General features: G+C 65.4%; 13 protein-coding genes. All 13 read right to left on the reverse strand.

The genetic code is table 11. The features are described 5' to 3' along the window. Positions 1 to 31 precede the first annotated feature (31 nt). The gene (locus ACKAMS_RS28685) at positions 32 to 1,522 is read right to left on the reverse strand and encodes an SCO6880 family protein (RefSeq protein WP_166813057.1); all 1,491 of its coding nucleotides are present in this window, start codon (positions 1,520 to 1,522) and stop codon (positions 32 to 34) included. Positions 1,523 to 1,577: 55 nt separating this feature from the next. Further along, positions 1,578 to 3,128 (reverse strand): hypothetical protein, encoded by a 1,551-nt coding sequence (locus ACKAMS_RS28690; RefSeq protein ID WP_166813055.1) that lies wholly within the window; start codon positions 3,126 to 3,128, stop codon positions 1,578 to 1,580. Then, positions 3,122 to 3,976 (reverse strand): hypothetical protein, encoded by an 855-nt coding sequence (locus ACKAMS_RS28695; RefSeq protein ID WP_166813053.1) that lies wholly within the window; start codon positions 3,974 to 3,976, stop codon positions 3,122 to 3,124. Before ACKAMS_RS28695 ends, ACKAMS_RS28690 begins: the two co-directional genes overlap by 7 nt. 28 nt (positions 3,977 to 4,004) lie before the next feature. Next, positions 4,005 to 4,655 (reverse strand): hypothetical protein, encoded by a 651-nt coding sequence (locus ACKAMS_RS28700; RefSeq protein WP_166813051.1) that lies wholly within the window; start codon positions 4,653 to 4,655, stop codon positions 4,005 to 4,007. 44 nt (positions 4,656 to 4,699) lie between these two features. Next, the gene (locus ACKAMS_RS28705) at positions 4,700 to 4,966 is read right to left on the reverse strand and encodes a hypothetical protein (RefSeq protein ID WP_064075286.1); all 267 of its coding nucleotides are present in this window, start codon (positions 4,964 to 4,966) and stop codon (positions 4,700 to 4,702) included. Then, the gene (locus tag ACKAMS_RS28710; RefSeq protein WP_042925324.1) at positions 4,963 to 5,286 is read right to left on the reverse strand and encodes a hypothetical protein; all 324 of its coding nucleotides are present in this window, start codon (positions 5,284 to 5,286) and stop codon (positions 4,963 to 4,965) included. Before ACKAMS_RS28710 ends, ACKAMS_RS28705 begins: the two co-directional genes overlap by 4 nt. An 18-nt stretch (positions 5,287 to 5,304) precedes the next feature. Next, complete coding sequence (locus ACKAMS_RS28715; RefSeq protein ID WP_166813049.1) at positions 5,305 to 5,994, reverse strand: hypothetical protein; 690 nt, start codon at positions 5,992 to 5,994, stop codon at positions 5,305 to 5,307. Then, positions 5,991 to 6,578, reverse strand: coding sequence for a hypothetical protein (locus tag ACKAMS_RS28720; RefSeq protein ID WP_240952879.1), 588 nt, complete (start codon positions 6,576 to 6,578; stop codon positions 5,991 to 5,993). Before ACKAMS_RS28720 ends, ACKAMS_RS28715 begins: the two co-directional genes overlap by 4 nt. Continuing rightward, positions 6,575 to 8,272, reverse strand: a complete 1,698-nt coding sequence (locus ACKAMS_RS28725; protein WP_298775540.1) for a peptidoglycan DD-metalloendopeptidase family protein — start codon at positions 8,270 to 8,272, stop codon at positions 6,575 to 6,577. The genes ACKAMS_RS28720 and ACKAMS_RS28725 overlap by 4 nt, the downstream gene beginning before the upstream one ends. Positions 8,273 to 8,365: 93 nt before the next feature. Then, complete coding sequence (locus ACKAMS_RS28730) at positions 8,366 to 9,979, reverse strand: cutinase family protein (protein WP_166813047.1); 1,614 nt, start codon at positions 9,977 to 9,979, stop codon at positions 8,366 to 8,368. A 26-nt stretch (positions 9,980 to 10,005) separates the two neighbouring features. Further along, complete coding sequence (locus ACKAMS_RS28735) at positions 10,006 to 10,863, reverse strand: hypothetical protein (RefSeq protein WP_166813045.1); 858 nt, start codon at positions 10,861 to 10,863, stop codon at positions 10,006 to 10,008. Continuing rightward, positions 10,860 to 11,933, reverse strand: a complete 1,074-nt coding sequence (locus ACKAMS_RS28740) for a hypothetical protein (protein WP_166813043.1) — start codon at positions 11,931 to 11,933, stop codon at positions 10,860 to 10,862. The genes ACKAMS_RS28735 and ACKAMS_RS28740 overlap by 4 nt, the downstream gene beginning before the upstream one ends. Positions 11,934 to 12,016: 83 nt before the next feature. Continuing rightward, complete coding sequence (locus ACKAMS_RS28745) at positions 12,017 to 13,228, reverse strand: insoluble domain protein (protein ID WP_166813041.1); 1,212 nt, start codon at positions 13,226 to 13,228, stop codon at positions 12,017 to 12,019. Between the last annotated feature and the right edge of the window lie 669 nt (positions 13,229 to 13,897).

The raw sequence follows: 13,897 nt of genomic DNA on the forward strand, positions 1-13,897 counted from the left end.
CGTTTTCTCCTGTCGGTGGTGGTCGGCCGGTTCAGGCCTGCAAGGTTTTCGCCGTCGTTGCGTGGTCTTGGAGATAGACCCCGACTCCGACGCCCGAGAGAAATGCCGCTGCCTGGTATCGCCATGAGGGCCGTACTTTCGTCGAGCACCCGGCGACCAGGGATTCGATCGTGTCGGCCTGAATGTCGAGCTGGGCTTCGGTACTTGCCGACGCGGTGACGATCAGCGAGACCGCTGTCGCGCCGGCACCGTTGCCGACCTCGACGCGAGTACGGTCTGCTGCCTTGACCTTGAGGTCTGCGCGGACCGACCCGATACCGCGTTGGGCATTGCGTTCACCGACTGCGTAGACGTAGCCGCTCTCGACTGCGTTCACGGCGTCGGCCGGGGACATCGGCCGGTGAATCAGTGTCACGCGCTTGCGCGGGACGTCGCCGTGACCTTCGAGAAGTGCTTTGAGAATCCGTTCGTTGCGGGCACCGGACGGGGGTGCGTTCATCACCCAGGTCCGCGAGGCCGCGCCTTCGTGGAAGTAGGTGTTTTTGGTTTCCTCGGCCGTCATCGGGCCGGCATCGAGCCAGTCGACGTACATCTCTCCGCTGCGCAGTGACGATTCCACCTCGGCTTCGACAACCGGGCGGGGATCGTATGCGCGGCGCACGACTGCGGAGATTTCGTGATCGGACATCGGGACAGCGGTCACGCGGAATGTGCCGAGGTTCGCGCAGATCGACGGAAGACGTTCTGCTAGATCGGCAATCATCGCCATCGGATCCTTGCGTTTGGCTTCCGTGTTCGCGGTGAAGGTGAGCGCCATGTGGGTGTGCAACTGGATTCCGTGACGTACGCCGGTGCCCGATTCGCGGACCACCGCTTGTGCGAGTTCAGAGGTGCCGGGTTTGCACAGTCGCGTGATTTCCGCGTCTTGCCGCGCGCCTGTCTCTGGGAGGGTTTCGATGATGGTGGCGATCGCTTCGATGTCCGGCGTCTGTCCGCTGAGGTTGATGAACTCGCCCCAGTTGGCGACGTCGAGGTCGACCTGACCCTGTTCGACACCCTTGTATCCGGGCACAGAGCAGCGCAGCCTGATCGTGTACTGATGCAGTTTCGGTAGATGACTCATTCCGAATCGTCGGCCCAGTTTGTCGATTCCCCACCACATTTCGATCGGAGCGCCGATTCCCGGGACTCGGGTTCGGCCTCCGGGCGCGTTCGAGAGAGAACCAGCGCGCAGGATGTGCTGGCCGCGCCGACGCTGCTTGCTCCACCCGGTGAGTTCAGTGGCGAATTCGTACCCTGACTTGCCGCCGATGCGTGCAGCGAGCGGCGCCCAGGTCAGCACCACTACGCCGAGGATCACCGCTCCGGAGATGAAGAACCCGGCGAGCAGTGCAACGATGCCGGCCACGATGCCCGACGCGAAGACGTAGAACATTTTCTTCGACACACCGAACAGGTACGTCGAAGGGGCTTCGTGAAGACCGCCGTAGGTGTTGGGGCGGGCCGGTGCTTCGGTGCTCATAGCTGCTCCTTGAGGATGGAATCAATGAGGTCGAACGGTGCGGTGCGGTGTGCGCTCATCCGGACCGCCCACCTTGCGGCTCGTCCGGAACGTCCGCTCCCCCACTTGCTCCGGAGGCGCTGTCGCCGATCGTCGATGCGACGGCGCCCATAGCGCTGCCGATCCGGTCGGAGACTTCCTGCCCGACGGCGACGGCCGCGCCGACCGGACCAGCGGCCGCGGCCGCGCCGGAAGCTGCACCGCCGGATGCTGCTGCTCCAGATGCGCCACCGGATGCTGCTCCGGACGAACCGCTCGCGGTCGCTGCCCCGGAGGGACCGCTCGATGCAGCTTCCGTGCCGCCGCCCGAGGGCGCCGGTGAGCTCGACCCGGAGGAGGGCGTGCTGGAGCCGGTCGGTTCCGTACTCGGGCCGCCTTGAACGCTCGACGACGAGGAGGACCCGGAATCCTGTTCAGCCGAGGAGGACATCGACTGGATCATCGAAGCGCCCATACTCGCGCCGGTCGCGGCGAGCATGCCGCCCAGCACCGCGCCGCCGTTGCCGCCGGCCATCGAACCCATCGCCGGAACGATCAGTCTCGCCAACGCCGGCATCGTCAGGCACGAGAGTGTCAGCAGGATCATTCCGGCGAAGACACCTTGTGCGTCGGTAGCACCGGCGGCCGAGAGGAAAGCGATCCCGTACACGCTGGAAGCGACGAACGGGAACAGTGCGAACACCACCGCCCAATTCCGTAGCTTCGTCCAGGTCTGCATTCCGGCGCTGCCGATTCCTGATGCGGCGGCCGCGATCGGTGCCCATCCGAGGACGAGGCGCAGCATCGCGATCTGCATCATGATGAACACCGCTTGCACGGCGGTTCCGACGATGCCCAAGATTGCGAAGACGAAAATCAAGCCCGGACCCAGGAGAGGGCCGACTTCGGCGACGGCGAGGAGTTTGTTCGCTGCTTCGTCGATGTTCTCTCCGACCATGGCTTGAACCAGCCACACACCCGCTGCTCGGGAGAGTTCGTCACCGGCGAGGATGAGCGGAACCAGAGTCCAGGACGCGAACACTGTGCGGGTCAACATCATTGCCGTTTCTTCGGCATGTTGCTGTGCCAGACGCGATTTGGCCCAGGCGAGTTTGAGTGCGGAGATCCCGACCGAGATCATGAACGCCGCTATCTGGAATATTCGCAAGAATTGGTGCACTTGCCAGACTGTGTTCTCGGTGTCACTGTTTCCGACCGCGCCGGTGACCGAGTTGGTCATCCACCACGTCAGCATGAAGGTGATGCCCTTTTTCCAGCCGTCGAGGAACACTTCGGCGGCCTTGCCGACGCCCGATTTCCACATCCCGTCGGCGAACTCGCCGGCCGCGTCCTGTGGATTGGCAACAGCAGTGCCCAAGTCGCAGAACCGCTCGAGGAACCCACCGACGACCGGTACGGAATCACCGACGTCGCGGCAACCGGCATACATGTCGTCGTCAGCCGGCGGTTGTCCGGTTTCCGAAGTGCCCGGATCATCTGCCGGGGGCTGGGCATGCCCGAGCGCGACCGGCCCGAAGACCAGCACGGCCAGGAGCAGAGCCGCGATCGCAGACAGACGCTTCACCATTGGGTCCACCCCGTCAGCGAAGTGATCGTCTGCGGCGGAAGCTGGGTGGAAGGGCGACGGATCTTCCAATCACCGTCCTGCCAGACGACCTCGAAGCGAGTGGTGAACCAGGAGCCCGGAGTCTTGTCGCGGGCCGCGACCTCCACGACTGCGAACGAGTTGTCAGCGCTCCAACCGGAAATCTTGAATGCCGCTGGGATGTACTGAGGGGGAAGCTGGCTCCAGTCGATCCACTTCTTCGGCGCCCACGACGCCTTGTTCCCCCGTGTCGAGGGTTCGATCTGGTTGTCGAAGACCGCATCGAGTGATTCCTGGTCGATGACCGTCCGCATGCTGATCTGCCAGGCAGCGAGCGCAGCGCCCTGAGGGGTGCGAGCGAAACCCGTGGCCAATGGGCCATCTACTCGAGTGGGACCGTCGGAGGTCGAGAACGGCAGGATGAACGGACCGACTTGCTGCCACATCAACCCCTCCGGAGCGGGGACCGGGTCACCTTCCTTGAACGAGGGGCGATCTGCCGGCGACTGCGGCAACGCCTGACCACGCGGGTTGACGGGGTTGGCGATCACGCGGCCGAACAGATCCGCCGACGGAACGCCGAATGCAGTGCCGCTGTCGGGTTTTGCTGGTGCCGTCGCGGGCGGCTGGGTGGCAGTGGGGGCGCCGGCGCCGGCGGAATCGTCGTCGCGGGTGACGGCGATGAACACGGCGACGGCCACGACCACCGCGAGAAGCGCGCAGAACACGGCAGCGGCGATCCCGGTCGTGCGGCTGGTCGCCAACCACTCGCCGGTGCGGCGAAGGCGCGATCCTTCTGTGGTCTCGCGGGGTTCGGTGCGGTTACTCACGGGTGGCTCCTGAAAAGTCGGGGGAAGATCAGTCGGCGTAGGAGAAGGCGGTGTATCCGTCGAGCGAGGTCAACGGCACTGGATCGGTGGGCGCAGCTTCGGAGGTCTCGGGCTGCGGATCAGGGAGAGTGATCTTCCAATCGCCGTTTTGCCAGATCAGCGAGGTCGGCGACGCAGACAGTGCAGCGTCCGGCATCCGTGTGGCCAGCCACACCACGGCTTGGTCTGGGCTGTAGTCCTCGATGCGGAATCCGGCGAACTGGGCTGTCTGAGCAGGATCGGCTTCGGTGGTGATGGAGGTCATCACCCGCGCCACGGCGTACGCGTCACGGCCCCGGCCAGGGGCGGTCAGCAGTTGTGCGGTCTGCGCCCAGGTCTCGTCTGGTGCGAGTGCGAGACGGCTCTGGCCCTGAATGGCGGCCATCACCACCCCTTGGGGTGTTCGGCTGTATCCGAACGGGATCTTCGCCGAAACGCTCGTCGGTCCGTCGACTGCGGAGACAGGGACAGCGACACCGCGGTAGCTCTCCCACTGCACCTGCTGCGGCGCTGCGCTGGTGTCGACCGCCGCGGTGCCGGTTCCGGGGTCCTCCTGCGACGATCCGCACGCGGTGGCCACCGACAGCGCGAGAGCTGCGGCGACGAGGGCGCCGACGAGGCGGTAACGGTGAATTGCCATGATTTCCTTCTTTTTCGCAAAGTGAGTAGTGGAATCGAGACGGGCTAGATGAGGAGCCATCCCGCCCACGTGATTGCGGAGGCGGTGACGATGGCGCCGATGGCGATCGCGATCAACCGCCGGATTCCGGGGCCGGTGACTTCGCCGTCGTCGAAGCGGTGCGCGACTTCGACACCGGCGCGCATCGCGGCGACGATCAGACCGGCTGCGACGAACCAGAGGAACACGCCGAGCATCTGCCCGAGCGGGACCAGGACGTCTTCGCCGGGCATCTTGATGCCGCCGCCTGCGGCCAGTATCGAAGTACTCACTCCATGAACCAGGTGACGTACGAGGCGGCGGAGGACGTGATGATCGCGCCGACGGCGACACCGACCACCATCATCTTTTCGCCGCGTCCGGCGGTGCCGTCGGCGAACGACTGGGCGAACTTGACGCCGGCCATCATTCCCAGTCCGATCAGGAAAGCTGTCGCCGCCCACAGGCCGACGCCGAGCAGGACCTGAAACTTGTCGCCTGACGGCGGAGTGGTCATCTGAACGTCGATCACGTCCCCGCCCTGTCCAGGCGAGGGGAAGGGCGCGGGCTGCTGAGCGAGGATGTAGGTGTTGAGGGTGTGGAGTGCGTTCATGAGAAAGTGCCTTTCGAGTTATGTTGCGGAAGAACTGATTTCCTTCACCCGAGCTGCTGCTGCGACTCGGATCTGGTCGTGCAGAGCGATCACCGGGGCGACGGGGTATCTCGTCGGGTCACGCGCCGCTTTCTTGTCGGCCGGCAACGTCGAGGACGGAGACCACTCGGGAAGTTCGCGAGGAGGCATGACCCGCCAGGGCTCGAGCCACGGCACGTCCCAGCAGTGACCGGCCAGCGAGCGCGCCAGCGACTCGACGACGGCCAGACGGTTCCGGACCGGCTTGGACAGTGGGCGATCACTGTCGGCGACGGACACGACGCCGAGGATGTGTGTTCCTTCCGGCGTGCCACCGGCGGCGTGTTGCAGAAGCAGTGAATGAGCACGCTCTACGCCGTGCATCGTCGTGCGAAAAACGAGCACCACCAGCGGTGAGTCCGCGTCCGGTAGGTCACCGATGTATCCGGGCCAGCCGCGCTGGCAGTCCCCCGCGTACGCGAGGGAACGCGTCAGCGAGGAGACTCCGGCACCTCCGGTAGCTCCGAGAAGCCAGACAAGCGGCCGGGCGGGGGTCAGAGCCTCACGTTCGATTGGGCCTTCCCAGATCGGAGCGGATTCATCGGTCCCGGGCATCACAGCCCCCGCGATGCGTGGACCGCTCGGCATCGGAGCACCGCGGCGCGGAACATCGGCATATGCGCTGGTCATCGGACCATCACCGCGCTCACGCGCCACACACCGAGCTTGGTGGCGGTCATGTACGCAGCGAACGGAACCCGATCAATCTCCCGGCCGCCGGCATCGACGGCGGTCACCGTCACTGCCACGACTCGTGAGACCTTTGCGGGCTTGTCCTCGGGGTGATTGTCGGCGGTCACCGTCGCCGTGGCCGTGGCCACCGCGTTCTGCTCACGCCAGGACTCCCATTGGCGACCGGTGATCGGTGCCAAAGCAATGAAGGACGACGCGTTGTCGGTGTAGTACCGCTCGTCGAGCAACGGTGCTGCCCGGTTCGCGGCGTCGATCTGGTTGGTGTCCGCCCCGGGGGTGTACGAGAACAGAGCTTGCGCGGCCGCGACCATCACGGCTTCCGGATCGCTTTGATCGACCGAGGAAAACGGTTCCGGCAGAGTGGGATCGGCGGGAACAGTCAATGATTGGGTGGGGCCGCCCTCATCCATCGGGTGGTCGTGGTCATCGCTGCGCCCGCATCCGACAAGTGCGAGAACAGCGAAGGTCATGGCTGCGAATGCGGTCAACCTCATCGGTCTGCGGTCAGTCCGGTTTGTCATCGTGCCTCCTGCGGTTGCGGTTGTGATGCGCCGAAGCGGCGGACGTGCATTTGTTCTCCCGACATCCCTGACAGCGGAGCGATGGTGACGGTCTGGCCTTCGGTCGGAGCGTGAAGCAACATTTCTTCGCCGTTCTCGAGGCCGTAGTAGATGCCGACGTGGTGCGTGTTCGAGGCGGGGCCGAAGAAGATCAGGTCGCCGGGTTGTTTCTGGTCGATGGGGACTTCTGCGCCGCGTGAGTCGTAGAGCTGTCCGGGATCTGCGGTCGATCCGGTGAAGTGCGGCAGGCTGGTTCGTCCGCCGGATGCCTGGTAGACCGCGTACAGCGTCAGACCTGAGCAGTCGAATCCGCCGCCGGTGGGGCCGTTCGTGTCGCCACCGCCCCAGACGTACGGGGTACCGATCCAGCGCGAGGCAGCCAGGATGATGGCTCGTCCGAACTCGCTGGCCGGACCCTCGCCGCCGCCGCTACCGGGTGCGGGCTGCTGATCGTTGCAGGCAGCGCTGCCGCCGTCGGCGACGGCGATGGCTCCACCAGCTGCGATGGATGCGAGGTCGGCTTCGGACATGTTCGCCCCGGCGCCCTTGAACTTGGCCGCCAACGTGGTGGCGATCGGCTCGTCGTCGGCGTACGCGTCCGGGTACAGCGATCCCTGAACGTTCTGTGCTGCGACGGTAATCGGTAGCGATTCCCACCCGCTCTGCTTGGCCAACGCTTCGTAGAATTTGCGTGATGCAGTGGCAGAGTTCATCAGTTCTTCGAGCGTTCCCCACCACGGGTACTGCTGCTGAAACTGATTGACGGAGCCGTGATCTCGTCCGACAGCATCGTGTGGGAAGTCCAGGGATCGGCCCACGTCCTTCTGATCGGCTTCGAGGCGAGGATCGGTGCCGTCATTGGCGTACATGCGAAAGCCGGATTCCTGGCTTGCGGTTGCGAGCGCGACGACGACGCCGCGATCTGGAATGCCCATGACTTCACCGACCGCGACGATCTGCTTCGCGATCGCCAACTGTCGGCCGTCCAAACCTCCGAACCCGGAACCTTCATCACCCGCATCGCCCGAGCCCGGGGAAGTCGGTGCCGGCGCAGCGGGAGCCTCGCCGGGCTCGGCGGCCTTGTCGATCCATGGCTGCGGATCCACCGCGGTACCGGCGCCGTCGGGTAGACGACCCCCGTCCCACACCTCGAAATGAAGGTGCGGCCCAGTCGAGCCGCCGGCATTGCCGATCGCCCCGATCTGCTGACCGCCGCGGACCTGCTCTCCGGCGCGGACCATCACACCGTCGTCGAACATGTGCCCGTAAACCGAGCTGTATACGTGGCCCTCGATTTCGTGATCGACGATGATCCAGTTCCCGAAGCCGTCAGCGGGACCGGCTTCACGAACGCGGCCGTCGGTGAACGCGTAGATCGGGGTACCGACAGGACCCGCACGGTCGAGTCCCTTGTGTTCGGCGCCCCATCGCGGACCGAACGGAGAGGTGTCCGTTGTTTCGGACGACTTGGTGGGCTTGACCAGCGAACCAGCAGCGGCAACCTGCCCGCCCCCGTTTTCGACGGGAGCGCACTCTTCGTCCTCGGAAACGAGAACGACCACCACGGCCATGATCATCAGAAGGAACGCGACGGCTGCGGCACCGACAACGACGATGGCACCGCCGACGCCTCCGCTGCTGCTGTCATCTGACACGAGATGGTCCCTTCGGTTGGAGTGGGACGTCAGTGCGTCCCGGGGTTTGCTGGGCGGCGGCGCAGCAGAGGAGTTCCGTGCGCCGCCGACCGATCACTGCGCGGGCGGTGCGGCGGCAGGCGCCTGGGTGGGAGTCGGGATCTGGGCAGGCGCGAACGCGCCGCCCGGCCCGACGATTTCAGGAGAAACCGCCGAGGTCGTGGCGAACACCGAGCTGGTCAGCGGCGTCGACGACGAGGGGGCCGCAGAGGGCGTCCCGCTCGGACGAGTCGTCGGCGAGGCTGTTTTCGTGGTGCTCGCCCCGGCCGACGTGGATCCGGACGAGAGTTCTTTCGCGAGGGTGGAGAACCACTCGACGGTGAACTTCGCCGGGGTCTGCCCCTGTCCTCCCACGGGAATCGAGTCGTAGGTGCCGTGGTTGCGGGCCGTGTCCCAGTACTTGACCTGCGTTGCCATCTTCAGCAGGTCCTTGTTGTCGGAAATGCCGCGCTGGACTTCGTTGTAGATGTACTTCTGGATCTGAGTGCCGGTGGACGGTGGGAACAAACTCATTGCCGCGTCCCCGACTTTCGCTGCCAAGATGCCCAGTGCAGCAGGGGGATTGGCCATGCCGACGGTGGCGAGGGTGCCGATCGTGTCCAGTGTGAGGACTTTCTTCGCGACCGCGATGCCCGCTTGCAATCCCATGACACCGGTTTTGATGACTGCCCGGATGACATCGGCGTCCGCGTCCGGAGTGGCGGAGCGCGGATCGGAATTCGTGGACAGGCGCCCGAGGATGGTCTTTCCGGACGACTGCACGGTGAACCGGCCGTTGGAGAAGTTGATGTCGTCGTTGACGACGTCGGCGGCGGTACGAATTGTCGCCCCACCCAATGCGCCCGCGAGGTCGACCAGAGTTTTCTGCGGATCCTGCTGCTCGAGGTGCAGCTGCCCAGCGATATTGGTGACCGTGCGGGCCAGCGTCGCATCTTGTGGTGTCGCGCATGCGAGGTCGCCGTCGGTGCAGAACGAAGCGACACGGCCGGCAACAGAGCCGTACCCGGACGAGGCGGCGTAGTTCGGGGCTATGCCGCCGCCGTCAGCAGGGGTCGGGGTGGTCACCGTCAGATCCGACAAGGCAGAGGTGGCAACGCCCTTGGGTGGTGTCGGTGAACTCTGCCCGGACGAGCCGCCGGGGAAGGTACTGGCACCTTGCGGGCGATTCGGGGACGAGAACAATGCACCGGCGGCGAGCTTGTCCGCTGTGATCGGGCCTTTGCCGCTGCCGATATTGCGGATGACGGTGTCCGCTATCTGCGCGCCTTGCGAATATCCGGTCACGGCGATCATCGACGAGGGGCACCGATCGGCGTAGTCGGAGATCGCTTGGCTGGTCTTGTCGACCCCCTCGGTCATCGACTGTTCGTACGTCGCTCCCCGCCAACCGAAGTCGGCGGCGTACGGGACGAGCATCCGTGAGACCTCACCGGCAGCGGACTGGAGCAAGGGCACCATCACCGACATGCCGAGGAAGCCGCTGTCGGCGGTGGGGTCGGCATCCGGCGCGGACTGGTTGGTCCCCTGAACACCGAAGACTCCCAGAGCGGTGCAGGGCATCGGTGCGGAGTCGCCTGAGGTGGGTGCGGCGTTCGCCAGACTGGTTCCTGCCAGTGCGAGGACGACCGTGGCCGTCACCGCTGTGGTGATCCCTCTCGCATATCTCATGCGGATTTCCCTTCGGATGTGTTTGTTCACTGCGTCGGCGCGGCTGCACCGAGGTTTCGTACGTCGGCGGCGAGAGCGGTGAAGTCCTGCTCGACACCGCTGCCCATCGCCGAGGTCGCGATCGGTCCTCCTGCGGCCAACGACCGGTCGTGACCGATCAGGCGCACCGCTCCGATCCGGCCCGCCATATGGGCACTGAGGTGATCGGCCACCGGCGTCGAACCGGGACGGACCTCGACGACGGCCACGACGACCGATGCCAACGTGTGTGCGCCGAGGGTGCTCTCGATCCATTCCAGGACGGAGGGAAGACGGTTCACGGAGTCGCCGCGACTGGACACCACCAGGACGATCACGACCGACGCATCGGCCAGGAGCGGAGCGAGATGCTGTGCACGCAAAGGGTTTCCGGCGTCGTAGATCGGAAAATGACCGGACGCGGTCAGGAGTGAGTGAACGGAAGCGAGTGCCGCAGCGTCGCCGCTCAGTTCCCCGAGCGTGCGGCGACCCCACAGCACCCCGTGCTCGGAGACCCATTGGCCGGGGTTCAGCTCGCGCCCGCAGCCACGCTCGGACAGGTCACCGCCGGCGGGGGTCGTATCCACGGCGGCAGCAGTGACGAGTTCGGTGTGCAATGCACTCGCCAGGCCGACCGCTGTCGTGGTGGCTCCGACTCCACCGGCAACCCCGGCGATCAGCACAGCAGAAGGCGGTGCCAGCGGAATCAGTGCATCTTCTGGCTCGGGCACTTCATCGACCGGGGCTTCTGCCTCGGACCCGGGCACGAGCGGCGGTGCGGTGTCGTCGACCGGTGCCGACGGCTTCTCGTCGGATTCGTTGTCTTCTGTCGGCTCGCCCTCGAGCCAGCCCCCTGCCCACGTCACGGCGTGCCTACGCTCTCGTTGATGGCCGCGATCAGCGTCTTTCCGTCACGCACGGTCGTGCTGATGGTTTGCGCGTATCGCACGATCGCGCCGTCCGCGGCTTTTTGGACCATCTCTACGGCGAAGACACCCGGCTGACCGGACGGGCGGATCAGAACGCAATGCTCGGTGCCGACCGGGACGCCGTCGTCGATGCCGGCTTGCAAGGTCGCCAGTTGGGTGGCCGCAGCTTCCGGAGTGGCGAAGCCTCGCGCTTTGTCCGCATTGCGATCGACGTAGAAGGCGTGCTGAAATCCGAGGATCGCATCAGGGCCAGATCCGGTACCGCCAGGGCCATTCCCGCTGATGACGTCACCCTTGACGCTGCTCGGGCACCAGGACGAGGCGGCCTGCGCCCCGGCGACAGACGTCCCCGCCGCTGGCGGGGCCGTAGTGGTTCCAGGTACTTCGAGGGAGGCTGGAGCGTCCGGTTCGTCGGAACCGGAGGCCAGCGCGATTGCGGTACCGCCGACGAGGACAGCCAGCACGGCCGCAGCGGCTCCCCCGACAGCGGCTTTCGTGCGGCGGCTCCGGCCACGCGCCCGGTCGGATCCAGGGAGAGGTTCGGGGATACCGATCCGCTCCCCCGCATCCGGGGTGGTCGGTGTCTGTTCCGGATCGGTGGCCGGCAGCTCCCATTCCGATGCCCAATCCGGTTGTGTATTCAGATCACTGACAGCGAGAGTGACGACCGGGAGCGTGCGGACAACACCGACGGACCCGGCGATCGGATCGGTCGCCGGTCCGGTCTCGTCCTCATCTACGAGTTCGAATGTGGGAGTGAGGTGTTGGGTGGGTCGGCTCACCGCAGCGACAACGGTCTCCTCTGCCGAGGGAGCGTTGCCGGTGGAAACCGGTTCGCTCTCAACAGTTTCGGCATGGTCGAGTAGGGGGTCGGGTTCTGATTCCTCATCGGGGTTTTCGGACTCGGGCTCGGAATGTACGTCGGTGTCTGGGGTTTGCTCTCCCGTGTCCACTTCGTCGGCGAACTCGGTCGGGTCCAACGGTGGAAACCAGTTCTGACCTGACATGTCGATATTTCCTCTCGTGCAAAGAAAAAGAACTTCGACTAACACCGCCGGGGCCGAAGCCCCGACCCCGGCGGCGGTAGTGATTACGCGGGGGTCGCTCCAGCGGCAGCAGCGCCGAGGGCCTGGCCGATCAGATCGGCGGTAGGTCCGAAGGCGTAATTCGCTTCGACGGCCGCGTTGTCGAGTGCGGCGATGACCTGATCGCCACCGGGCTGAGCGAGGACACCTTCACGTGCGGCAGTGAGCTGCGCGTTGACGTTCTCGGTGATCTGCGGAACGGACGCCACAGCATCGGTGACGACCTGCGCGATCTGCGGGGCTTGCGCCGCCAGCGCGTCACTGGTCTGGGAGGTGATCGCAGGTGCGTCCGGCTCGGGGAGATTCGGCACGTCGATGTGGCGAGGCTCGGCATCGGTGTCACCGGCACCGATTGCTCCCGCCGTCAGACCGCCCACCACAGCGCCGCCCACGGCACTGGGAATCCCGAGAAGCAATCCACCTGCACCGGCACCGATCGCGGTGCCGACGACGCCTGTCGTCGCTTCCGGCAGTGGCGCCGGGAGCGGAACCAGACCGCCCATACCGGCCCCGATCAAACCGCCCACTGTGCCGCCACCCAATGCGCCCACTGTGAACCCTGCGGTTCCGGCAGCCAAGGCACCTGCTGCGGCTCCGCCGAAGGTTGCAGCCGAGACACGCTGTGAACGATCGACGTCGACGCCGACACTGGACCAGAATGTCGCGAACTGTGAAACACCGACAGATGCAGTGTTATTGGTGCGTTCGAGATACTCGTCGGACAACCAATTGGGCTTCGGCCCGACGTAATCACCCAGCTGCAACATTTCGGGCGGTGCTTCGATCGGAGCGATGATCTCGACTTCGGTCGGCAGATGGAGTGTCCCCACGTCGATCGGGTCACCGTAATACTCCGGCGCTACATAGTTCCCGCTGCTATCCCCTGCATTGTTCGGGGACGACTGCCGCGTCGACGGCGAGGGCTTCCACTGAATGTTGTCGTACTCAGCCGGAGGCGGAGTCCAGTACGAGCGATCGGACGTCGGCGCAGGAACCTCAGGGGCAGTAGTAATACCCGGCTGCTCCGACGCAGGCGGAGGCGTCGTAATGCCCGGCTGCGACGGAGCGGTAATGCCCGGCTGGGTCGGCGCTGCGATCGCAACTCCGGCATTGACGAAGGCGGCTCCGACCATCGCCGCCAACGTCACGGCTGCGACCGCACCCGTTGACGGTGACCGATGACGACCACCGGACCGTGGTTTCTTGAACTGCTTCATGACATCCCTTCAATCGTGTTGTTTTGCAAACACTTAGGTGGATTCGTGGACGGGCCGGCCGCGAGAGTTGTGATCTCGGGGCCATTAATCCCGGTAGGACGTACCGGGAAGCTGATGCGCGGCAGAGATCACGCCGCGGCCGCGAAGCGTTTGAAGAAGCTGGACGCGGTCGGGAGTTGGGTGTGTCCGAGTGGGCACCGGCGGAAGAAGCCGGGAATCGGAACGCTCATACAAACGCTGCCCGGACTGCGCCCCATGCAGTGGACGACGTTGGCGAATAGAGGAAGGCAGCGTGCACGAAAAGGTGCACCCACCCGCTTCCCGGGCAGGAGAAGCGGGGTGGGTGCGTTACGGTCCACGTCGCCGGACAGCGCATGGTGGGGCGCTGGGCGAATGGCCGAGTTTGGTTTCGTAGCAAGGCATTCGGAAGCTCTGCGGTCACCCAGAGCTAAACCAGGAGACTCGGGAGTCGCTGGGGTTAACCCAGGGCGGTAGCTGATTTGCGCAGGACTGATACCCACGGCGGCCTCCAGGCGCTGGTTGCGGTTTCAACCAGATCGCCTAGGCTTGGTGCCCTGCGGTCTGGACGCCCATGTGCGTGCTGCACCGTGGGCTGAAAGGGACCCCGGAGGCGGAGAGCGACGCCAATCACAAATCCGTCTCTGGGGC

The organism is Rhodococcus sp. 5A-K4 (assembly GCF_046097995.1).
Lineage (GTDB): Bacteria > Actinomycetota > Actinomycetes > Mycobacteriales > Mycobacteriaceae > Rhodococcus_F > Rhodococcus_F erythropolis.